Annotated in this window: 16 protein-coding genes; 5 read left to right on the plus strand and 11 right to left on the minus strand. The window is 61.3% G+C overall.

Features of this window, described 5'->3' with window-relative positions; all coding sequences use genetic code 11:
* Window positions 1-97 precede the first annotated feature (97 nt).
* Together mscK and pykF are read right to left on the minus strand one after the other, a co-directional pair.
* Complete coding sequence (gene mscK / locus G5253_RS07735) at window positions 98-3,406, minus strand: mechanosensitive channel MscK (RefSeq protein WP_213389911.1); 3,309 nt, start codon at window positions 3,404-3,406, stop codon at window positions 98-100.
* Between the two features lie 150 nt (window positions 3,407-3,556).
* Complete coding sequence (pykF, locus tag G5253_RS07740; protein WP_031227651.1) at window positions 3,557-4,969, minus strand: pyruvate kinase PykF; 1,413 nt, start codon at window positions 4,967-4,969, stop codon at window positions 3,557-3,559.
* 308 nt (window positions 4,970-5,277) lie between these two features.
* Here pykF and G5253_RS07745 point away from each other — a divergent pair, with 308 nt between their 5' ends.
* Window positions 5,278-5,520 carry a hypothetical protein gene (locus G5253_RS07745; RefSeq protein ID WP_421203092.1) on the plus strand — a complete coding sequence of 81 codons (243 nt, stop codon included), beginning with the start codon at window positions 5,278-5,280 and terminating at the stop codon, window positions 5,518-5,520.
* A 167-nt stretch (window positions 5,521-5,687) separates the two neighbouring features.
* A complete protein-coding gene (locus tag G5253_RS07750; RefSeq protein ID WP_421203093.1) occupies window positions 5,688-6,452 on the plus strand; it encodes a DODA-type extradiol aromatic ring-opening family dioxygenase in 765 nt (254 codons plus the stop codon).
* A gap of 93 nt (window positions 6,453-6,545) precedes the next feature.
* Here G5253_RS07750 and G5253_RS07755 read toward each other — a convergent pair whose 3' ends face one another.
* The 3 genes from G5253_RS07755 to G5253_RS07765 all read right to left on the minus strand — a co-directional run bounded on the left by G5253_RS07755 (window position 6,546) and on the right by G5253_RS07765 (window position 12,053).
* Window positions 6,546-10,298: an AAA family ATPase gene (locus G5253_RS07755; protein ID WP_421203095.1), complete on the minus strand. Its 3,753-nt coding sequence runs from the start codon at window positions 10,296-10,298 to the stop codon at window positions 6,546-6,548.
* Complete coding sequence (locus G5253_RS07760) at window positions 10,295-11,521, minus strand: exonuclease SbcCD subunit D C-terminal domain-containing protein (RefSeq protein WP_421203096.1); 1,227 nt, start codon at window positions 11,519-11,521, stop codon at window positions 10,295-10,297. Before G5253_RS07760 ends, G5253_RS07755 begins: the two co-directional genes overlap by 4 nt.
* A gap of 103 nt (window positions 11,522-11,624) precedes the next feature.
* Complete coding sequence (locus G5253_RS07765) at window positions 11,625-12,053, minus strand: GNAT family N-acetyltransferase (protein WP_216978334.1); 429 nt, start codon at window positions 12,051-12,053, stop codon at window positions 11,625-11,627.
* A gap of 179 nt (window positions 12,054-12,232) precedes the next feature.
* On the opposite strand from G5253_RS07765, the gene rdgC reads away from it, so the two are divergent.
* Both rdgC and ggt read left to right on the plus strand, forming a co-directional pair.
* A complete protein-coding gene (gene rdgC / locus G5253_RS07770; RefSeq protein WP_005350107.1) occupies window positions 12,233-13,144 on the plus strand; it encodes a recombination-associated protein RdgC in 912 nt (303 codons plus the stop codon).
* A gap of 191 nt (window positions 13,145-13,335) precedes the next feature.
* Window positions 13,336-15,117: a gamma-glutamyltransferase gene (ggt, locus tag G5253_RS07775; protein ID WP_421203098.1), complete on the plus strand. Its 1,782-nt coding sequence runs from the start codon at window positions 13,336-13,338 to the stop codon at window positions 15,115-15,117.
* 134 nt (window positions 15,118-15,251) lie between these two features.
* Here the strand turns inward: ggt and G5253_RS07780 are convergent, their stop codons facing one another.
* Both G5253_RS07780 and G5253_RS07785 read right to left on the minus strand, forming a co-directional pair.
* The gene (locus G5253_RS07780) at window positions 15,252-15,722 is read right to left on the minus strand and encodes an FKBP-type peptidyl-prolyl cis-trans isomerase (protein WP_005347462.1); all 471 of its coding nucleotides are present in this window, start codon (window positions 15,720-15,722) and stop codon (window positions 15,252-15,254) included.
* 174 nt (window positions 15,723-15,896) lie between these two features.
* Window positions 15,897-17,045, minus strand: a complete 1,149-nt coding sequence (locus G5253_RS07785) for a Na/Pi cotransporter family protein (protein ID WP_421203099.1) — start codon at window positions 17,043-17,045, stop codon at window positions 15,897-15,899.
* A 249-nt stretch (window positions 17,046-17,294) separates the two neighbouring features.
* Between G5253_RS07785 and G5253_RS07790 the strand changes: the two genes are divergently transcribed.
* Window positions 17,295-17,669 (plus strand): hypothetical protein, encoded by a 375-nt coding sequence (locus G5253_RS07790; protein WP_139436115.1) that lies wholly within the window; start codon window positions 17,295-17,297, stop codon window positions 17,667-17,669.
* A gap of 94 nt (window positions 17,670-17,763) precedes the next feature.
* Here the strand turns inward: G5253_RS07790 and G5253_RS07795 are convergent, their stop codons facing one another.
* The 4 genes from G5253_RS07795 to gabT all read right to left on the minus strand — a co-directional run bounded on the left by G5253_RS07795 (window position 17,764) and on the right by gabT (window position 22,904).
* Window positions 17,764-19,110: an APC family permease gene (locus G5253_RS07795; protein WP_021230506.1), complete on the minus strand. Its 1,347-nt coding sequence runs from the start codon at window positions 19,108-19,110 to the stop codon at window positions 17,764-17,766.
* Window positions 19,110-19,250, minus strand: coding sequence for a hypothetical protein (locus tag G5253_RS07800; RefSeq protein WP_005338239.1), 141 nt, complete (start codon window positions 19,248-19,250; stop codon window positions 19,110-19,112). The genes G5253_RS07795 and G5253_RS07800 overlap by 1 nt, the downstream gene beginning before the upstream one ends.
* 647 nt (window positions 19,251-19,897) lie before the next feature.
* On the minus strand, window positions 19,898-21,247 hold the full coding sequence (locus G5253_RS07805; protein ID WP_227343014.1) for an APC family permease: 1,350 nt from the start codon (window positions 21,245-21,247) through the stop codon (window positions 19,898-19,900).
* Window positions 21,248-21,614: 367 nt separating this feature from the next.
* Window positions 21,615-22,904 carry a 4-aminobutyrate--2-oxoglutarate transaminase gene (gene gabT / locus G5253_RS07810; protein ID WP_421203101.1) on the minus strand — a complete coding sequence of 430 codons (1,290 nt, stop codon included), beginning with the start codon at window positions 22,902-22,904 and terminating at the stop codon, window positions 21,615-21,617.
* Between the last annotated feature and the right edge of the window lie 2 nt (window positions 22,905-22,906).

A 22,906-nucleotide genomic window follows, 5' to 3' on the forward strand; every position in this document is an offset into this window, starting at 1 on the left:
CGTAAGCAAAAAAAAGTGTGACCCCATTCTAATTAGGGTCACACTTGGGGTCACACATTTTTTAGTATCTGATGGTATTGCTTAGTTAAAGATGGCTCTAAGTGTCAGATTTTTCAGGTTTTGATACTTCTACAGCCTGTTCTGAACCATCAGACATGTTTTTGATGTAGACATCCATCTGGTTGAAGGCGATCTCGATGCCGTTCTCGCGGAACAGCTGGTCGATCTTGCGGTTCAACTCGTCTACCGCCGGGTTGCGATCACCCAGTTCGCTCACGAAGAAGCGCAGCTCGTGATCCAGCGTGCTGGCGCCAAAGGTGAGGAAGTAGACGATGGGGGCTGGGTCTTTCAGCACGCGGCTGTTTTCGTCGGCCGCCTGCTTGAGCAGGGTGCGGGTCAGCTCGAGATCCGAGCCATACGCCACGCCCACCCGTACGATCACCCGGGTGACGGTGTCACTCAGCGACCAGTTGATGAGCCGTTCTGTCATCAGCTGCTGGTTGGGGATGATCACCTCTTTGCGGTCGAAGTCGGTCAGGGTGGTGGCGCGAATGCGGATCCGCGAGACGGTACCGGAGAAGGAGCCGATGGTGACGGTGTCACCGATCCGCACCGGACGCTCGAACAGGATGATGATGCCGGAGACGAAGTTGGAAAGAATTTCCTTCATGCCGAAACCGATACCGACTGACAGACCACCCGCTACCCACTGCAGCTTGTCCCACTGTACGCCCATCATGGAGAGAGCGGTGAGGGAGCCAAAGCCGATCAGCACGTAGTTGAGCATGGTAGTGATGGCGTAGGCGGTCCCCTGAGCCAGGTTGAGCTTGGAGAGCACCAGCACCTCCAGCAAGCCCGGCAGGTTGCGCGCCAGTGACCAGGCACCGCCGAGCAGCAGGAAGCCGATCAGCACGTCACTCAGGCTGATGGGGAACAGCACGGCGTTGGCGCCGGTGCCTTCACTGCGGTGCCACAGCACCATGCTGTCGAGGTAGGAGAAGACCGCGACCAGATCGGACCAGAGCCAGTAGAAGGCGACACCGAAGATCAGCATCAGCACGGTACGGGTCAGACGCAGGGATTGCTGGCTGACATCCTCCAGGTCCATGGGCTGCTCTTCGATGGACTCGCCACCTTCCGCATCTTCCGAAGATTTGTGCTCACGCTTGGCCACCGCTCGGCGGTAGGCCAGACGACGGGCAGCCAGCTCCAGACCACGCAGGGCGGTGCGGTAGACCAGGCTCCAGATGATGATGAGGTAGAAGGATTCGATCAGGCGACCGGTCAGCTTCAGCGCGGTGTAGTAGTAACCGAGCACAGCCAGCACGATCAGCGCCACCGGCGCCAGCGCCAGGGCGATGGCGATCAGCGACTTCTGCATGCTCGCCTCGCCCTTGATGCGGGCGCGGGAGATGGGGAACACCAGATAGGCGGCCAGCCCCAGCAGGGTCAGGGTCATGGCCTGGCCGATCACGTCGTTGCCCAGGGTGGAGGGTTCAACCACCGCCTTGGTTGCGAGCATGATGAGCGGCAGCAGTGGTAACCAGATGTAGCGCATGCTGTTGCGCTTGGCCTGCAGCTCCGCTTTCGGGATCCGGAAGTGGGTTTCGGCGATGCCGCCCGGGCGCATCACCGCCAGATAGACGCTGAATACCAGATAGCCGAGGGCAAGGTTCAGGGTGATCTGGAACATCAGCTTGGGACTGAGCAGACCGCAGTAGGTGAGCAGCAGACCGCCAGCCAGAATGAACATGCTGCCCGGCAGGCGTTGCAGCACGGTATAGAGCAGGGCGCGCGGGGTGTGCCACTGGCTGTCCTGACGGAAACGGCCAAGGTCCTTGGTGATCTTCTTCTCGCGCTCAACCAGCGCCGGACGTTTCCAGACCAGCAGGCCGCCGATCAGCAGCAGCGGGAAGGCAAGCAGGGAGATCCCCAGCAGCTCTTCGCGCCAGCGTTTCCAGTCCGGTTTCAATACCCAGTCGGAGGCCTGTTTGTAGGCCTGGGCGGGCCAGCTGATAAACCACTTGCTGTCGATGGGCTTGTTGCTGCTTACCCAGAAGATGTGTTGTTGCAGGGTAAATTCGATAGAGGCATAGACCCGCGCCAGCTGCTGCTGGGTCAGCTGCAGGCTGATGGCGTTGGTAAGCTGGCTGTCGAGTTGGCGGTTGAGCTGATCGAGCAGATTGATGCGGGTATCGAGCAGCTTGGCAAGGTTCTCCTTGTCCTCCTCGCTGACCGGATCCTTGCTGCCGGCGATCAGATTGTCTAGATAGAGGTTCTTCTGGAACAGCTGGTCACGCTGCTGGCTCAGTTCAAACTGGGCCAGATGCAGATCGGCGATCTGCTCTTCCAGGTTTTTGACGGCGATGGTGGGCGCCGCTTCCAGCTGCTGGTAGAGCTGATAGAGGATGCGTGACAGCAGCAGATTGCCCTTGAGCATCTGCACCTGTTCATTGAGGTTGCGCTCGGTCTGGATGCCGCGCTCCAGCCAGCTCTTGGCTTGCAGGTTTTTCTGGACCAGCGAGTTGAGGCTGGTGGTGGCACCGATCAGCTGCTGGCTGAGCTGGTGGTTGAGCTCCTGCTCTTTTTGCACCAGCGGGCTGTCTTCGGTCGCCACCAGTTCACCGGTCTGCTCGGCGGTTTTTTCGGTGTCGCCGAGGCGCTTGGCGCTGCTCTGATCCTGCAACAGCTGCAGTTTCTGCTCTTCGCTGGCGAGACGGGCACTCTGGTAGTCGCGCTGCTTGATCGCCAGATCTTGCATGCTGGTACGGTTATCCAGCTCCTTTTGCAGGTGGGCCAGTTGCAGGTCGAGCAGGGCCAGCTCGGCACCGAGCTTCATCTTCTCGGCGCTGGAGACGCTTTCACCGGCGTTGAGGCGGGTACGGATCTCCTGACTGCGCTGGTAGGCGCGGCTCATGCTGGCCTGGGCGCGCTCCGGCAGGGTCTGCAAGCTGGTGAGCTGGCTGCCGATGGCGCCGAGGGCCTCCTGGGCCGCCTGCATGTTGGCCAGCACTTCCGGCTGACGGCTGTCGAGCTCTGCCAGACTCATGCTGGCGTATTCGCTCTTGATCTGCTCGGCACTCTTGCCCTTGGTCAGGGCATCGAGCTTGGCACTGATCTCTCTGAGTTCGGTGGGCAGGTTGCGGATCCGCTGGGCCTGGGTCTTGGCCTTCGCCTCTTCCTTGTCGATGCTGTCGAGCAGACCGAGGGTTTCGGTCAGCAACTTCTGATCCGCTTGCTGACTGACGGTCAGGGTTTCTGATTTACCCAGACCATCCAGCGCTCGCTGAACTGCGTTGCGAGAGGGGACATCTTGCGCCATGGCTTGCGGGACGCAGAGGCTGGCGAGGAGACAGAGCAGCGGCAACAGTGTGGCCGAGACTCTTTTAAAACGTATTGAGGGCATATAACTTCCGGGTTATTACGCGATATTCGGGAGATTTCCCGCATAGATTAAATTCGCGTGGATTCTAACACCGGGCTTGTCAGGTAAGCAGGGGGGAGGGACAAAAAAAACGGCGCCCGCAGGCGCCGTTTTCAACTCGTTCAGCTCTGATTAAAGAACGTGAACAGAAGCGGTGTTGGTGGTGCCGCTCGGTACCAGAGCACCGGAGACCATCACAACTACGTCACCTTTCAGACCCATGCCGATTTCCAGCGCGGCTTCTTTACCGATGCGATAGAAATCGTCGGTAGAGGCGATGCTGTCAACCACGTGAGCAACCACACCCTTGGTCAGAACCAGCTGGGCAGCAGTTTTCTTGTTGGTGGTGATAGCCAGGATCCAGGCTTTCGGGAAGTACTTGCGAATGGCCTTGGCAGACTTGCCGCCTTCGGTAGCGACCACGATCAGCGGGGCGTCCAGCTTCTCGGAGGTCTCTACGGCGCCTTTACATACGGCTTCGGTGATGCGCAGCTTGTTGCTGTCGTTGGCAGCAGACAGGTTGGACGGCATCACGGCATCGGTACGCTCGCAGATGGTGGCCATGATGGTCACGGCTTCCAGCGGGTACTTACCCTTGGCGGATTCACCGGACAGCATCACTGCGTCGGTACCGTCCAGGATGGCGTTGGCCACGTCACCAGCTTCGGCGCGGGTCGGACGCGGGTTCTTGATCATGGAGTCCAGCATCTGGGTGGCAGTGATAACCACTTTGCGGGCTTTGTTGCACTTGGCGATGATCATCTTCTGGGCGAAGATAACCTCTTCAACCGGGATCTCTACACCCATGTCGCCACGAGCAACCATGATGCCGTCGGAAACAGCCAGGATCTCGTCGAAGTTGTCCAGACCTTCCTGGTTTTCGATCTTGGAGATGATCTGGATGTTCTCGCCGCCGTGGGCTTTCAGGTGCTCACGGATTTCCAGAACGTCTTCTTTCTTACGGATGAAAGAAGCAGCAACGAAATCAACGCCTTGCTCGCAACCGAAGATCAGGTCGCGCTTGTCTTTCTCGGCCAGGGCCGGCAGCTTGATGGAGACGCCCGGCAGGTTAACGCCTTTGTTCTCGCCCAGGTCACCGTTGTTCAGCACTTTACAGATAACTTCGCGCTCGGTGATTTCGATAACGTCCAGACCGATCAGGCCGTCATCAACCAGGATGCGGTTGCCGACGCGCAGATCGTTGGCGAAACCTGCATAGGTCACGGCCACTTTGTCTTTGTTGCCAACCACGGTCTGGTCGGTGGTGAAGGTGAAAGTCTGGCCAGCGACCAGCGCGACGTCGTTGCCGCCTTCCAGCTTCATGGTACGGATTTCCGGACCCTTGGTGTCCAGCAGGATAGCTGCGTGCTTGCCGGTCTCGGCCATTACAGCGCGCAGGTTGCTGATGCGGCTGCCGTGCTCGGCGTAGTCACCGTGGGAGAAGTTCAGGCGCATGACGTTCATGCCGGCGTCCAGCATTTTGGCCAGCATTTCTTTGGATTCGGTCTTCGGACCGATGGTGCAGACAATTTTGGTCTTTTTCATGTCAATCTTCATGGTTAAGGAATTTCCGCCGAGCAATATACACCAGTTTTTGGAATCTTTTTATGATCCAGAAACAACGTTTTGACCAGATAACGTTTTCTTTTCAGGGATAACGTTTTCCTGTGAGTCACATTTTAGAGCATACGGCCACAGGTTCGGGCTGAAGGGATACAAATGTTGCCATCTGTGGTTGTTTGGCCGGGTTGAGGTTCAGATGTTGTAAAATGACCACCCGTCCGCTGTCACCGTCTTGTCACCGGCTTGCGCAAAAATGTTAGTTCATTGGCGCACGGGTGAAGGAGGCCGGGATGAAAAACAGCCATGAAACCAGATGGGCGCTGCTCTTGCTGGGCGCCGCCCTGCTGCTGGTTCAGATGCTGCCAGCCCGCTACTGGCCTGATAATGCGCGACTGCTGGCGATTTTCTCCTTCCCAGTGAAAGGGGAGGCGGCCGCCGAGGGATTGGCGTGGCGAGAGTGGCAGGATCACAGTGCAGCGACCCGGATGGCGCTTCGTGCAGCCCGACTGCAGCCGGAAGCGCCGCAGCCTTGATATCTATTGCTGCTTACCGGTCGTGAAGGCGTGAAATTATCAACCATTGGTTGATAGTTCTTATCTATCTTGCTGGATTGTTCACCTTTAATGGCAGGGGGATAATCGATTCCAACAGCGATATCCCCTCCGGTATCGCCCCCTGATACTTTGTTGGAGTCTGCTTTATGTCCCTCGCCCCCGTCTGGTTTATCTCTCACGGCGCACCGGATCTGGTGCTGCGTGAGCAACCCGCCACCCGCTTTCTGCGAACCCTGCGTCTGGGTGAGCTCAAGGGGCTGGTGGTCATCTCCGCCCACTGGTTCAGCCGCGAGCTGCAGATCAACGTCGAGCCCAAACCGGAGCTGATGTACGACTTTTACGGCTTTCCCGAGCCCCTCTACCGGATGCGCTGGCCTGCCAGCAGCCCCGAGTGGCTGCAACAAGGGGTGAGCGACCAGCTGGCACTGGCCGGACTGACCGCCACCCCGGTGCGGCGCGAGCTGGATCACGGGGTCTGGTCGCCGCTCTCCCTGATCGACCCAAACAGCGAGATCCCGCTGGTGCAGGTCTCCATTCCCGCGAGCTTCACCCCGGCCCAGTTGTGGCAGTTGGGAGAGGTGTTGGGGGCACTGCGCAGTCAGGGAATTGGCATCCTCGCCTCCGGCGCCATCACCCACAACCTGCGGGCGCTGGCACCGGAAGGCTCGCCAGTGCCGGAGTGGGCCAGCCTGTTTGTCGACTGGCTGGAGCAGAAGATGGCCGACGAGGATCGGCTGGCGCTGCTCGACTATCGTCGGCTGGCTCCAGGCGCGGTGGAGTCCCATCCCCACGACGATCATCTGCGCCCACTCTTTGTGGCGTTGGGGGCCGCTGATGGTGTGGCGCCCGCTCGGCTGCACGAGAGCTGGGATGGCGGCAGCCTCTATATGGGCGCCTACCGCTTCGGCTGATAGCCTCTCAACAAGACCCCGCCAATTGGCGGGGTCTTGTTATTTTCGGCGTAGTGATTTAGCCGATGGTACTGGTGATTGAGCTGATGCTACTCAGGGGACCACTACCCGGCTCTCGCCGCCGCCGAGGGCTTCGACTCTGATCTGCACGCCAATCCGTTCTACCAGCGTCTGGACGTGGGAGATGACCCCGATCTGGCGACCGGCGGCCTGCAGGGAGTCGAGGCTGGCGAGCGCCAGATCCAGACTGTCCGGATCGAGGGTGCCGAACCCTTCGTCAATAAACAGCGACTCGACCTGGGTCTGGCGTGACGAGAGGCTGGAGAGGGCCAGCGCCAGCGCCAGCGACACCAGAAAACTCTCGCCGCCGGAGAGAGAGTCCACCGAGCGCACCTCGTCCCCCATATCGAGATCCACCACCTGCAGCGCCAGATCGGTGCCGGGCACCCGCTCCAGTCGGTAGCGGGGCGAGAGCTCGGCGAGCTGGGCGTTGGCCTCCAGCAGCAGACGCTCGAGGGTGAGGCTCTGGGCGAAGGTGCGGAACTTGGCGCCGTTGGCCTGCCCGATCAGATCGCACAGCTGCTGCCAGTGGTCGGCTACTGCCTGCTGGGCGGCCAGCTCCTGTTGCAGGCTGCCCGCCTTGAGAGCGGCGGCTTCGGCCTGTGCCAGCTTGCTCTTGCACTCGAACAGCTGCTCTTCAAGGGCGCGGCAGCGGGTATCGAGCGCCGCCAGCTGCTCGCTCAGCTCTGCATCCGGCAGGGCGGCCAGCTCGGGATGGTGCTCCCGATAGCGATCCCGTTTGCTCTCCTCCAGCGCCAGCGCCCGTTGCCGCTCGGCAAGACGGGTACGCGCCTCGCCAAGGGCATCTTCCAGCCCTTGCAGGGCTGTGCGGCGTGCCTTGAGCTCATCGGGGCTGATGGCCAGCAGGCGGCGCAGGTCGTACTCGGCAATACCGAGGGTGCTGGCGTGGGCGGCCCAGCGCCCCAGCACCTCCCGCTTGCGGCGGCTGCTGGTCTGCTTTTCCTGCTCCACATGGGTGAGGCGGGTCTTGATCTCGGTTTGCCGCTCCCGCAGAGCGCGGGCGCCGCTTTGCATCATCTCCAGTTCGCTGGCGAGTTGTTGCAGCCGCTGTTGCCAGCGGCTCTCGACCAGCGGGATCTCCTCGCCATTCAGACAGGCGGCGCGGCTGGTGAGCAGCCCCTGCCGCTGCTGCTCATGCTCCTTGTAGTCCCGCTCGAGTTTGTGCAGTAGCTCGCGCTGGGTCTGCAGGCGTGCCTCCTGCGCACTTAGTGCCGGGGTGAGGCTGGCGATCTCGCTGGCCAGCCGCTCCCACTCGCTCTGGCCGTGCAGCCAGGCTTCGCAGGCTCGCTGCCACTCGTGCCACTGCTGGCTGCCGAGCCACTGGCGCCACGGTTGGCCAGCCATCTGCTCATCGAGGCGGTTGCCCCCCTGTTCGAGGCGCTGGCGCAGGGTCGCCTCCTGCTCGCCCATCCCCTTCACTTCTCCTTCCAGCGCGATGCGCTGGCGATCGGCCTCCTGCCACTGCTGGTCAAACTGCTGGTGCTGGGCAGCCAACTGGCTAAGTTGCTGACGCACTCCCTGCAGCTGTTGTTGGCCAAGCTGGGCCTGACGCAGCTGCTGCTGGCTTTGGGCCAACCCCTGTTCCAGCGCTTGGCCACGGCCAAGCAGGGTGCTCATCAGCTCGTTCCACTCAATGGGGCTTTGGCGCAGCGGCAGCGGATGGCCAAGCAGGGTATCGCCCCCCAGCTGTTGCCAGCGCTGGGTCAGCTGCTCGGCGCGGGCTTCCAGCTCCGGCAGATGTTGCTGACGCACCGCCAGCTGGCGGGCCAGCTCCTGACGCTCGCTCTCGCACTGAATGTATTGATGGTTGAGCCGCTCCCACTCCAGCTCCAGACTGCGGGTCCGTTCCGCCAGTTGACCAAGAATGCCGGCCACCTGTGGCTGGCTCTGGCTGTAGGGGTGCTCCCCAGAACCGCACAGCGGGCAAGGTTCGCCATCGCTCAGGATATGGCGATACTGCTCGAAGCTGGCGATGGCGCGGGACTGCTCCAGCGCATGGCGCGCTTCATCCCGCTGCAGGGCGAGCCGCTCGCGGGCGGGGGCCAGCTCTTCGCTTAGGGTGGCGAGCTTGCCCAGCGCCTGCTCCAGCTGGGCAATCTCCTGCTGCAAGCGGCCATGCTGTTCGCCGTGGTTGCGGCCATAATCGGCAAGCTCCAGCAGCTGGCGCAGCTGGCCCAGCTGTTCGGTTTGCTGCTGCCACTGCTCCTGCGCCTTGGCGAGGCGGCTCTCCCACTGTTGCTCCTGCAGCTCGTTCTGTTGCTGTTGCAGCCGAGCTTGTTCATGTTGCCAGTAGTCTCGCTCCTGCTGGCCTTGCTCCAGCTGGCGCTGCAACTGCTGCAGGGCGCGCAGCTTGTGATCCCGCAGGGTGAGCAGCTGTTGCAGCTTGTCGGCATCCTCGGCCCAATCCTGCATGGCGGTGAGCAGGGGCTGCCACTGGCGGGCCACCGGTGCCAGCTCTTTGTGCTCTTCGAGCCAAAGGCCCCACTGCTGGTGCTGCTGCTTGAGCAGTTCTACCTGTCGGCTCTGCTCGCGCCAGCCCTGCTCCAGCGTGAGTTGCACTTCTCGCTCCTGTGCCCCCTCCTGCTGGATCTTCTGCAACTGCTGCACTTTTTCCCGGATGCGGGTATCGAGCTCCTGCGCCCGCTTGAGTTCGGGTTGCAGGGCACCCCATTCCCGCTCGGCGGCGATCTTCTCCGCCAGCAACTGCTGTTCGGTCAGCGCGCTCTGCTGGGTCTGCTCCTCGAGTTTGGCCAGCTCAGGCCCCAGCTCGGCGATCACCTTCTCCTGCTGCTGTACCTCAAGGGTGAGGCGGGCCAGCTCGTCGTGATCGGCTCGGGCCACCTGGGCCTGTTCGGCACGAGCGAATTCCTCGCGCTCGGGGGCCGCGGCGCCGTGGGCCTGCAGGGCGGCATCGAGCGCCGCCTGTCCCTCGGCGCAGCCCTGCAGCTGGGCGGCAATGCGGCTATTGAGGTCGCGCAAGTCCTGCATCAGCTGCTGCTGTTGCTGCTCGTGCTTGAGGGTGGTGGAGAGGCTTACCTGCTGGCTTACCCACTGTTCGCGGGTCGCTTCATCCATCAGCGCCACGTCGCCGAGGCGCTGGGCGATGGTGGCCAGCTTCTGCTGCTCTTCCCGCGCCCGTTCATAGGTCTGGATGGAGATGGCAGAGTAGAGTTCGGTACCGGTCATCCGTTCGAGCAGGGCGGAGCGCTCGTTGGCATCCGATTTGAGGAAGGCGGCAAATTCCCCCTGCGGCAGGATCACCGCGCGGCGGAACTGCTCCCAGGAGAGACCCACCAGCTCGTCGATGCGATCCTGCAGCTCCCGCTTGCTGCCGGAGAAAACCTGCCCTGACTCCACATCGGTCAGGGTGCGCTCCTGCGCCTGAAAGCGCCCCTCCGAGCGGTTTCGCGCCCGGCGCACCGCCCAGCGGGCTAGCCAGATGCGACCATCGCAGCCACGAAACTGCACCTCGGCAAAGCCGCTGGCGTGGCCGCGACTGAGGATGCCGCGCACGTCGTTGGCCTTGAGTTTCTCCTCATCATCCATGCGGCCCACTTCGGCCACGTTCTTGCGATTGGCGATAAAGCGCGGCATTTCGTCGTAGAGGGCCAGACAAATGGCGTCGAGCAATGTGCTCTTGCCCGCGCCGGTATTGCCGGTGATGGCAAACAGACCGGCGGCGCCGAGCGCTCCCCTGGTAAAGTCGATGGTGAAGGGGCCGGTCAGGCTGGCCAGATTCTCACCTGACAGAGACAAGATTTTCATTGGTTTGACTCCTTCACCTGCTCCAGGATCTCTTCAAACGAGGCGACCAACCCAGCCTCGGGCTCCCCTTCAAACTGGCGCTGATAGCAGAGGCGAAACACCTCGGTGGGGGAGAGCTCATCGAGCCTGCGCCGCTCGCGACCATCGGCCAGCCCTTCGCCCGAGCCCTGATACTGGGTGCTGATGCGGGCCAACCGCACCGGTTTGTCTGCAATGGCGGCCAGAATCCGCTCGCGGATGCGGGCCTCGGGCTTGGGCAGCAGCAGCCGCACTTCGAGGAAGGGTTGTGCCTCTTGTGGACAATCAGGCAGCTCGAGCGATGCGATGGCGTTCAGCGCGTCGTCGAGGGTGCTCTGGGGCAGGCGGATCATCTCCACCGCGCGGGGCACCGGGATCCGCTCCAGCCCGGCCAGTTTCCCCTCCGCAAAGGTCACTTCCAGCACCTGATGGTTGTAGTTGGCTTCGGCAAGCGAGAGCGGCAGCGGCGAACCGCTGTAGTGCACCCCCTCGGCCGGGCTCTGGGCCAGATGGAGGTGACCGAGCGCCGTGTAATCAGCCGCGGCAAACAGGTCGGCAGGCAAGGCGTGCTGGTTGCCGCCAAGCACCCGCCGCTCCGACAGCTCCGAGAGCTGGCCCGCCGCCAGATAGGCGTGGCCCATGGCAATCAGTGGCAGCGCCTCCCCGCAGCGAGCGCGCCCTTCGGCCAGCACCTCGGCGTAGACCTGTCGAACCCCTTCGATCAGCCTGTCTTGTCCTTCTTCCAACGACTCTACCCGCAGATCGCTGCTGCGCAGGAACGGCACGGCGGCGCACCAGGCGGCGATCTTGCCCTCCCGGTCTTGCAGCGGTACCAGCAGGCGGTCGGTCTCGAGCTTGCCCTCACTGTCGCGGCTGATGCTGCCCACCAGATGCAGATCAAAGGCGCGCAGCAGCTCGTGGGGGGCATCGAGCTTGGAGGGAGAGTCGTGGTTGCCGCCGATCAGCACCATGTTGAGGTGGGGCATCTCGGCGCGCAGCCGCGCCAGAAAACGGTAGAGTTGTTGCCAGGCGGTGGCGGGGGGATTGGCGGTATCAAACAGATCGCCCGCTACCAACAGGGCGTCGATCTCGCGCGCCTTCAGGGTGTCGCTTAGCCAGTCGAGGAAGGCATCGTGTTCAAAACGGCGGTCATGACCATGGAGTTGATGGCCAAGATGCCAGTCGGCGGTATGGAGGATTTTCATTGGAAAGCAGCCCGGTTGCAGGGACGGTGCCTATGGCACCCGATGGAGACAAGATGAGGATGCCCCGTGCTTTTTTCAAGTAAAACAGCGGTCTGTCATCAGTTCATGCGGGTTCGCAGCACATCTTGTACTGGGGGTGACCGGTGAGAGGATCGGACTCTTCACCCTTGATGACGAAACCGTGGCGACGATAGAAACGTACCGCCTGATCGTTCTCGACGAAGACCCGGGCGTAGAGCGACGCCCCCTGACGCTTGGCCTCCTGCAGCAGGGCGTGGCCGACACCGCGACCCTGACGGTCGGGACGCACAAAGAGGGCGGCGAGATAGTTGTCCACCAGCGCCATAAAGCCGAGCAGATCGCCGCGCTCCTCGAACACCCAGATGGCGGCACGATCGAGATAGCGGGTACGCAGATCCTCCTGGGCCTGCCACCAGCAGGAGGCATCGACGAAATCGTGGGCCTGCAGGGAGGCCAGCAGCCAGATTTCGACGATCTCTTCCATATCTTCCGGGCGACTGGGCCGCAACATAAATCCATCCTTGGTAACAACTTGTACACTCGCAGTCTAGGGGAACTTGACGGCCGTTCAGGTGATATAAATGAGACCCTGTGAGGTCGATCGCCCTTTATTTAGCGAGAATGATTGGCTGATCACAAAGCGCCTCTCTAGTACAATGCCCGCCGGACAATCTAGAGACCGAGGACGCCATGTGGTTTAAAAACCTGCAGATTTATCGCTTTACCCGCCCCTTTGACCTGACCGTGGATCAGCTGGAAACCCAGCTGGAAGCCTGTGCCTTCACCCCTTGCGGCAGTCAGGACATCTCCCGTTTCGGGTGGGTCAAGCCCCTTGGCAAATTCGGCTCAACCCTGACCCACTCTGCCTCCGGCCACATCCTCATCTGCGCCCGCAAAGAGGAGAAGATGCTCCCCGGCACCGTGGTCAAGGAGATGCTGGCCGAGAAGGTAGAAGCGATCGAGTTCGAACAGGGACGCGCCCTCAAGAAGAAAGAGAAGGAAGCGCTGAAAGAGGAGATCCTCCACACCCTGCTGCCCCGTGCCTTCAGTCGTACCAGCCAGACCTTCGCCTGGATCAATCCGGCCGACAATTTGATGGTGGTGGATGCAGGTTCTGCCAAGAAGGCGGACGATCTGCTGGCGCTGCTGCGCAAATCCATCGGCTCCCTGCCGGTGGTGCCGGTGGCCCTCAAGAACCCGCCCGAGATCACCATGACCGAGTGGCTGAACGAGGGCAATCTGCCAGCCTCCTTCACTCTGGAAGACGAAGCCGAGCTGCGCAGTGCCATGGAGCACGGCGGCATCATCCGCTGCAAGCAGCAGGATCTGATGACGGATGAAATCAAGAACCACCTGGCCAACGACAAGCTGGTGACCAAGCTGGCCCTCAACTGGGGCGAGACCGTCAGCTTCGTGCTGGGGGATGATCTCTCCATCAAACGCCTGAAATTCAGCGAAGAGCTGCGCGAGCAGAACGACGATGTCACCAGCGAAGATCCGGCCGCCCGTCTGGATGCGGACTTCGCGCTGGTGACCTCCGAGCTGTCCCAGTTTATCCCGGCGCTGTTTGCTGCCCTGGGTGGCGAAGAGCAGTCCATCTAACCGGACTTGCGCCTGTTTGGCCTCTGCCATCCCATCGTAAAAACCGCCTTCGGGCGGTTTTTTTATATCTATTGCGGATTGCCATTATTGATAGATGAGTAAGATATTGATCTGGTTCAATAACTTGAGCTATCAGCGCCAATCGTGACATAGTCCCTCTTCATGGTCATAAAACAGACAAGGAGAGTGTCATGTTGCGCAAACCTCTGGGGCTGGCTGTCGCCCTTGCCCTGCTGGCCGGTTGTGCCAGTGACAACGGCTTTCACTACACCCCGCCAGCCCAGACCCTGATCGCACCCGAAGCCGCCAGTGGCTGGACCGACAAACAGGGCTGGCAGGGCCATGACTTCATGGTGGCGGCCGCCAACCCGCTGGCGGTGGATGCGGGCTACCAGATCATCAAGGCCGGTGGCAGTGCCGTCGATGCCGCCATTGCGGTGCAGCTGGTGCTGACGCTGGTAGAGCCGCAATCTTCCGGGATCGGTGGCGGGACGCTGCTGCTGGTGTGGGATGGCCGCAAGGTGAGTGCGGTGGATGGCCGCGAGACGGCGCCGGCTGCCGCCACCGACCAGCTGTTTATGCAAGATGGCAAGCCGCTGGCGTTTTATGACGGGGTGGTCGGGGGTCGCTCGGTCGGCGTTCCCGGCACCCTGCGCGCTCTGGCACTGGCCCATCAGCGTTATGGCAAGCTGCCCTGGGCTGCGCTGTTCGAGCCCGCCATCACACTGGCAGAACAAGGATTTGTGATAAGTCCACGGCTGGCCACATTGCTGGCCAAGGATCCCTATCTGGCACGGGATCCGCAGGCGCGAGCCTACTTCTATCAGGCGGATGGCAGCCCCAAAACGGCGGGCACCTGGCTGACCAACCCGGCGCTGGCCAGGGTGCTGCGCACTCTGGCCACAGAGGGGGCGGATGCCTTCTATCGGGGGGCGCTGGCGGATGCCATGGTGGCCAAGGTACGCCAACATCCCACCAATCCCGGGGTACTGGCGGCCACCGATCTGGCCAGCTATCAGGCCAAAGTGCGGGATGGCCTCTGCTTTGACTATCGCCAGAGCAAGATCTGCGGTTTTCCTACTCCCTCGTCCGGCACCCTGGCGCTCGGCCAGATCTTCGGCATGCTGGAGAGCCGCGATATGGCGGCCCTCAAGCCGATCACCACGAAGGAGGGGGGACTGGCTGCTTCCAGCGAGGCTATCCACCTCTACAGCGAAGCGGCGCGTCTGGCCTTCGCCGATCGCAACCAGTACGTCGCCGACAGCGATTTTGTCAGGGTGCCGGTGAAGGGGTTGCTGGACAAGGGCTATCTGGCCGAGCGCGGCAAGCTTGTCGGTCAGCACTCCATGGGGATTGCCAAGCCCGGTACGCCGCCACTGGCGCTGGCACGCGGCAAGGATGCGACTCCGGAACTCCCCTCTACCAGCCATGTCTCGATCGTCGACAAGGCGGGGATGGCCATCTCCATGACCAGCTCCATCGAGGATGGTTTCGGATCGCGTCAGATGGTCAACGGCTACCTGCTCAACAACCAGCTCACCGATTTCTCCTTCACCTCGGTAGATGCTGCCGATCTGCCGGTGGCAAACCGGGTGGAGCCGGGCAAGCGGCCCCGCTCCTCCATGTCACCCCTGCTGGTGTTTGACAAGCCAAGCGGCGAGCTGACCATGACGCTGGGCTCGCCGGGAGGCTCCGCCATCATCAACTACGTGGGCAAGACCCTGCTCGGCACCCAGGATTGGGGCCTGAACCTGCAACAGGCCATCAACCTGCCCAACTTTGGCAGCCGCAACGGCCCCACCGAGCTGGAAGCGGGACGCACCCCCATGTCGGTGGTCGAGGGATTGAAGGCGAGGGGACATGAGGTGGTGCTAAATGAACAAACTTCCGGCCTGCAGGGGGTTGAGCGAAACGCTGGCGGCTGGTTTGGCGCAGCGGATCCGCGCCGGGAAGGGATCGCCAAGGGGGAGTGAGGTTCCCATAGCAACAAGGCCAGCATAATGCTGGCCTTGTTGCTGATGGTGCGCTTACTGGATACCCAACAGCTTCACATCAAAGATCAGTACGGGCGCTCAGTGGGATATTGCCACTGGAGCATCCTGCGCGGTTACTGGATACCCAACAGCTCCACGTCAAAGATCAGGACGGATCCCGGCGGGATTTTGCCCGCGGCGCGGTCGCCGTAGGCGAGGTTGGCAGGGATGTAGAAACGGGTCTTCTCACCTTCCACCATCAGCTGCACCCCTTCGGTCCAGCCTGCAATCACCTGATTGAGGCCAAACTCGATGGGCTCGCCACGGGCGACCGAGCTGTCAAAGACGGTACCGTCCAGCAGCTTGCCCTCGTAATGCACCTTCACCTTGCTGGTGGCGGTGGGGTGAACGGTGCCGGTGCCCGGGGTCAGCACTTCGTACTGCAGGCCGGAGGCGGTGGTGGTCACCAGCGGCTTCTCCTTGTTGCTGGCGAGGAACTCGGCGCCAATCCGCACGTTGTCGGCCGCCAGCTTCTTGTTGTTGCTGCTGGAGTAGAAGTAGTAGGCCACACCGGCGATGAGCAGCGCGATCAGTATGAATTTCATCGGTTTTTCCTGTTCCATGAAATGTAAAAAGTGCAATGAGGGCGCCATCTTATCGCGCACCGACCCTGATGGCGAGCCACAGGGCGGGAGGATGTGAGCGGGCAGGCAAAGCTCGGAGACGCAGACGCAAAAAGGGGCGAGTCGGTGACTCGCCCCTTGTCATGGCGGCGGCGCTTACTTGGCGGCCACCATCATCAGGGCGGGCAGGGCGAAGAAGAGACCCGTTACATAACCCAGAGCCAGCAGCTTGTTCTCGCTGCCCACCCGGGCCAGCCCCTCGGCGGCGCGCACCGGCAGGTCGCGCAGGAAGGGGCTGCCATAGATGATGACCACGGCAAAGAGGTTGAACAGCACGTGGACCAGCGCGATGGTCAGGGCCAGCTGGGCACCGGCTCCACTGATGGCGGTGGCAGCCAGCAGGGCGGTGATGGTGGTCCCGATATTGGCCCCCAGGGTGAAGGGGTAGAGCTGACGGGTGCTGAACACACCGCCGCCGGCCAGCGGGATCATCAGGCTGGTGGTGGTGGAGGAGGACTGCACCATGATGGTCACCAGCGCACCGGAGGTGATGCCGGTCAGCGGGCCACGGCCCAGCGCCTTGTGCAGCACCTCTTTGGCACGGCCAACCAGTACCTGTTGCAGCACTTTGCCCAGATACGTGACGCAGGCGAGGATCAGCAGGATACCGATGATGATGGTCGCGATGGCGGCACCCTTGCCCGGCAGGAAGGCAACGGCGCTGTCAATCAGCTGCTGGGCCGGTGCGGTCAGCGGCTTCATGAAATCCATGCCCTTCATCGACATGTTGGCGGAGCCTACCAGCAGGTTGGCCAGCCACTCGGCGCTGTGTTGCAGCAGGCCGAACATCAGCTCCAGCGGCAGGAAGATGAACACCGCCAGCAGGTTGAAAAAGTCATGCACGGTGGCGGCGGCGAAGGCGCGGCGGAACTCGGCGCGATCCCGCACATGGCCCATGGAGACGATGGTGTTGGTGATGGTGGTGCCGAGGTTGGCACCCATCACCATGGGGATGGCCATGCTGATGGGCAGGCCGCCAGCCACCAGACCGACGATCACCGAGGTGACGGTGCTGGAGGATTGCACCAGCGCGGTAGCGAGAATACCCAGCAGCAGGGCGACAAAGGGGTTGTTGGCAAAGGCGAAGATCTGGGCTGCGCCCTCGGCGCCGCCGGAGAAATCTTTGAAGCCGTGGGAGATGGCGCCCACGGCAACCAGGATCAGGTAGACCAGTACGATGACACTCATCCAGTTGAACAGGGCGCGGGTCGCGGGCGGCTGTGACAAGGAGTGATGGTGTTGCATAAAGCCTCTTGAGACGGTCGTTCCGTCTTGGGTTGTTGATGACCCGCGCATTTAATCAATGGTTAATGACAGAAATATGACAACGTGACATTTCGATGATGTTTTTATGACGACGAACTGCGGCGACAGGCGCTGACCGAGCCGGTTGGCTCTGGGGTGGCAAAAGGGGGGACGAAAGCACTGCCGCCTTGCCAGCCGGAATGTGATCGCTACACTGCGCCCCTTTATTGGCAAGCAGGAGTAAACAAGATGATGCGTGCATGGATCCTCTCTCTGTCGCTGGGGCTGCTCTCGGCAGGGGCACAGGCCAGCCTGTTGAAAACCGACTGCAACCTCGACAAGGCCCTCAAAAACGAAGCGGTGAATGCCACTCTGGGGGTCAAGGGCAACTGTGATACCAGCAAGCTGGTGAAGCAGGAGAAAGAGAAGGTGAAAGCTGAGGTGCAAAGAGGCCGCACCGACCTGCTGGGCGAGAAGCGTGCCGACCTCAAGGAGAGCGGCAACGGTATGCAGCAGAAGATGGACAAGGCAAACCAGCAGCTGCACAAGGCGGAGCAGGATGCCAAGACCATCGCTCGCGACCCGCTCAAGGCTGCGGCGACCGCCGTACTGGATAAGCAGTAAGCAGACCGGGCCCAAGCCCGTGTGACCGGCAACAGACCGGCAGCAAAAAGGGGAGCCATGGCTCCCCTTCTGTCTATCCGTTATCCGCAAAGGATCAGGCGTCAGCTGCTTCCTCGTACTGACGGAACGGGATACGGAACACCGCCAGACGCAGGAACAGATAGGTTGCGCCGAGGCCCGCCCAGATCAGGCCCAGCTCCAGCGAGCTCTGCTCCAGGTTGATCCACAGCGCACCGATGGTGGCGGCGCCGAGCAGCGGCATCAACAGGTAGATGACGTGATCCTTGAGGGTCTTGTTGCGCTTCTCGCGTACCCAGAACTGACCGATCACCGACAGGTTGACGAAGCTGAACGCCACCAGTGCGCCGAAGTTGACCAGCGCCAGCGCGGTATCCAGATCAAACGACACGGCGGAGAGGGCCAGACCGCCCACCATCAGCACGTTGATGGCCGGGGTGCGGTATTTCGGGTGGATGTAGCCAAACACCCGCTCCGGGATCATGCGATCACGCCCCATCACGTAGAGGATGCGCGACACACCGGCGTGAGCCGCCATGCCGGAGGCCAGTACCGCGACCGTGGTGCAGACCAGCACTACGGACTGGAAGAAGGTGCCGCCAACGTAGAGGGCGATCTCCGGCAGTACCGCATCCGGATGCTGGAAGCGGGCGAGGCTCGGGAAGTAGAGCTGCAGGCAGTAGGAGACCACCACGAAGATGATGCCGCCGATAAGGGCTGTCAGCACGATCGCTTTGGGGATCACCTTGCCGGCGTTCGGGGTCTCTTCGGAGAGGGAGCTCAGACCGTCAAAGCCCAGGAACGAGAAGCAGAGGATGGTGGCACCGGTAAAGAGCGGTACCAGCTGTGCTGACTCGAAGTGGAACGGACGGCTGCTCATCAGGGTGCCAGCCCCTTCACCGTGGTAGATGCCCCATGCCATCAGGCCGATAAAGAGGGTGATGATGGCCAGCTGGATCACCACGATCAGACCGTTGAAGTTGGCCACCAGATTGATGCCGCGCAGGTTCAGGAAGGTCATCACGGTCACCAGACCGAAGATGAACACCCAGGGCTCGACGCCCGGGAACATGGCGGTCAGGTAGATCTTGGCCAGCAGAATGTTGATCATCGGCATGAACATGTAGTCGAGCAGGGATGACCAGCCGACCATGAAACCGACGTAGGGGTTGAACACCTTCTGGGCATAGGTATAGGCAGAGCCCGCAGAGGGGAACTTGCGTACCAGATGACCGTAGCTGAAAGCGGTGAGCAGGATGCCACCCAGAGCCAGCAGATAGGCGGTGGCGACCCGGCCATCGGTGATGTCACCGACGATGGCGAAGGTGTCGAAGACAGCCATGGGGGTCAGATAGGCCAGACCCATCACAATCACTTGTGTCAGGGTAAGGGTCTTGAGCAGCTTGGCGTTTTGCGATGCCATTACGCTTTCTCCTCAATCAGTGCCGCAGCACGTGCTTGCAACGAGCGCAGGGATACGATGGATTCGCAAGCCTGTACATCAAGGGCGCCGGGGAGGCGCATACCGGGCTGTACCGGCAGGAAAGCATTAAAACGCCCCATTGTTATCCTCTCAACGTCGGGAGATTGTTTGGCAATCTCGGATATCACTTCCGGAAATGTTCCGGCCTCTTGTGGTGGGTTTGTACTGCACTTCAAAATAGAAAAACCGATGTCGCAGTGAACATCGGTCCTTTATTGGCGGCGTATTGTGCATTCGGTCAGCCCCCTTGACAAGCAAAAAAGGGCGGATTAACGCATTTTTTTGCATACGCAGGGGGCGGGTAAGTGGTCACTCGCCCCCGGCAGCCGTCCCCGAGCCGCTCCCCCCTTTTCGGGGGGGAAGAGAACCCTGTCGTAACGTATGAAAAGTCGGCAAATCGGGGCTGCAGGGTGCATAGCGCCTCAACATTGATCCTGATCATATTTGCCGGCGTTCCCCCGGGCTCGAGTCCAGCGATCTTATCGGCTGGCGGGGGATGGGAGGGGGTGAAATGGAAAAAGAGTGATTGCATATCCATTCACATTAGTGACTAATGATAGGAGGCGACGCGGCTCGGGCCATGGCACGGCGAGCGGTCCGGCTGGGTAGTTATTTGAAATCAGTCACACTTCCTGCAGAAACCGCGTTTCTGGCAACCAGCTCGCCGCAAAAACAACAAGGAGCCCGCAGGCTCCTTGTTTTGTATGGCGGTATGGTTGAGCCGCGATTACTGGGCGATCTCCACCTTGTCAGCAGGTTGTAGCGGGATGCGGAACACGGTGAGGCGCAGGAACAGGTAGATGGCACCCAGCGCCGCCCAGATCAGCCCCAGCTCGAAGGAGGCGGGTTCCAGATTGAGCCACAACACCCCGATGCAGGCGGCGCCACAGAGCGGCAGCAGCAGGTACATCAGGTGATCCTTGAGACACTTGTTGCGGCCTAGCTTCACATAGAAGTGGGCAATCACCGCCAGATTGACGAAGGTGAAGGCCACCAGGGCGCCAAAGTTGATCAGTGCCAGTGCCATCTCGAGATCGAACGATACCGCGGAGAGGGCCAGCAGACCGACCAGCAGCACATTGCATGCCGGGGTCTGCCACTTCGGATGCACATAGGAGAAGAAGCGACTCGGCAGAGCGCGATCACGACCCATTACATAAAGCAGGCGCGACACCCCGGCGTGAGAGGCGAGTCCCGAGGCCAGCACCGCCACCGTAGTGCAGACCAGTACCACCGCCTGGAACAGTTTGCCACCGACATAGAGAGCGATCTCCGGCAGGACTGCATCCGGTTGCTTGAAGCGGGAGATGTCCGGGAAGTAGAGCTGCAGGAAGTAGGACGTGCTGACAAACAGCACACCGCCGATCAGCGCCGTCAGCACGATGGCGCGGGGGATCACCCGATCCGCGTCCGGTGTCTCTTCCGACAGGGTGCTGATGGCATCAAAGCCGAGGAACGACAGACACAGGATGGAGGCACCCATCAACAACGGCGAGATGTTGATCTGCTCGGAGAAGAAGGGACGGCTGCTGGCCACGGTCCCCAACCCTTCACCGTTGTGGACGCCCCAGGCGATCAGGCCGATGAAGACGGCGATAATACTGAACTGCATGATGACGATCAGGCTGTTGAAGTTGGCCACCAGCTTGATACCGCGCAGGTTAAGGGCGGTCATCACCGCCGCCAGACCAAAAATATAGGTCCAGGGCTCCACCTCGGGGAAGAGAGCCTGCAGATAGATCTTGGCCAGCAGCATGTTGATCATCGGCATGAACATATAGTCGAGCAGGGAGGTCCAGCCCACCATAAAGCCGACATAGGGGTGAAACACCTTCTGGGCATAGGTATAGGCGGAGCCTGCCGACGGGAACTTGCGTACCAGATGGCCGTAGCTCAGGGCTGTGAACAACATGCCGATGAGGGCAAAGAGGTAGGCGGTCGGCACATGGCCTTCGGTAATTTCGGTGACGATGCCGAAGGTATCGAATACCGCCATGGGAGTGAGGTACGCCAGTCCCATAACCACGACCTGCCACAGTTTCAGGGTCTTTTTCAGACCAACCGGTTGGGCGTTCATCATGCCTGTTCCTCACGCGGTGCCAGGGCGGCACACTCCATCAACGAAACCGGGAGAGAGGCCCGGGAATCAAGGGCGCCGGGGTGGCGCGCGCCGGTCAGAGCCGGCAGGAAAGCATAGAGATGCCCCATGTTGTTCCTCACAGAATGTGGTGTCGGGAGATTGCTGCCAATCTCGCTATCTTTTCCGGGGGTTATCCGGCCTCGTTTATGGGTTTGTTCGCTGCACAAAAAAGGACCGGTGAGATGTGGTGATACCGGTCCTTGCAGTGGCGGCGCATTGTGCATTTGCAGGGCCCCCTTGACAAGTAAAAAAGGGGGGCGAAACTGCATTTTTTTGCACAGGTTAGCGATTGCTTTCCTGCTGGTCAGTCCAGCACGGCCTCCAGCGATTTTTCAAGGAGTCGCAACCCTTCGTCAATCACTGCCGCAGGGGCGGTCAGGGGGGCGAGAAAACGGATGACATTTGCGCGCACCCCGCATGAGAGCAGGATCAGACCGCGCTTGCCCGCCTCGGTCACCAGACGTTTGGTTAGGTCGGGATCGGGTCGGCTGGCATCACGTTGTTTCACCAGTTCCATGGCCACCATGGCTCCGGGTCCACGAATTTGACCTATGCAGTCAAAACGCTCGGCTATGCGTTCCAGTCCCGCCTTGATCTGCTCACCTTGCGCCTGGGCCTTCTGGTTGAGCTGCTCCTCTTCGATCACCTGCAACACCGCCAGCGCGGCGGCGCAGGCAATGGGGGAACCGGCATAGGTGCCACCCAGGCCCCCCGGCTTGGCGGCATTCATGATCTCTGCCTTGCCGACTACTGCAGAGAGCGGGAAGCCCCCCGCCAGACTCTTGGCCAGGGTCATGATGTCCGGCTCGATGCCGGCATACTCGGTGGCGAAGGTCTTGCCGGTGCGGCAGAAGCCGCTCTGGATCTCGTCACAGATGAGCAGAATGCTGTGCTGATCGCAGATGCTGCGCAGCTTTTGCATAAAGCTCGCGGAGGCAGGATAGAAGCCCCCTTCTCCCTGTACCGGCTCGATGATGATGGCGGCAACGCGGGAGGGTTCGATGTCGGCGCTGAAGCAGAGATCGAGGGCGTGCAGGGCATCCTCTTCACTTACCCCCAGATAGTCGGCGGGGAAGGGGATGTGGTAGACCTCCCCCGGGAAGGGGCCAAAGCCGGTCTTGTAGGGGACCACCTTGCCGGTGAGCGCCATCCCCATCATGGTGCGGCCGTGAAAGCCCCCCTTGAAAGCGATGGTGCCGCTGCGACCGGTATGGGCGCGGGCGATCTTGATGGCGTTCTCGACTGCCTCGGCACCGGTGGAGAGAAACAGGGTGCGTTTCGGAGTCGGGCCGGGCACCAGGGCGTTGAGCTTTTCGGCAAGCTCGATATAGCCCGGGTAAGGGGTGACCTGAAAGCAGGTGTGGCTGAATTTTTCCAGCTGCTCGCGCACCGCCGCCACCACCTTCGGGTGGTTGTGGCCGGTGTTGAGCACGGCGATGCCGGAGGCAAAGTCGATGTAGCGGTTGCCCTCCACATCCCACAGCTCGGCATTTTGCGCACGGTCGATAAAGACCGGCAGCAGGGTGCCGACGCCGTTGACCACGGCCGCTTCACGGCGTGCTTGCCACGCCTTGTTTGATTCTGACTGACTCATCT

It is taken from the genome of Aeromonas sp. 602658, from assembly GCF_049173005.1.
Taxonomy (GTDB): domain Bacteria; phylum Pseudomonadota; class Gammaproteobacteria; order Enterobacterales; family Aeromonadaceae; genus Aeromonas; species Aeromonas veronii_A.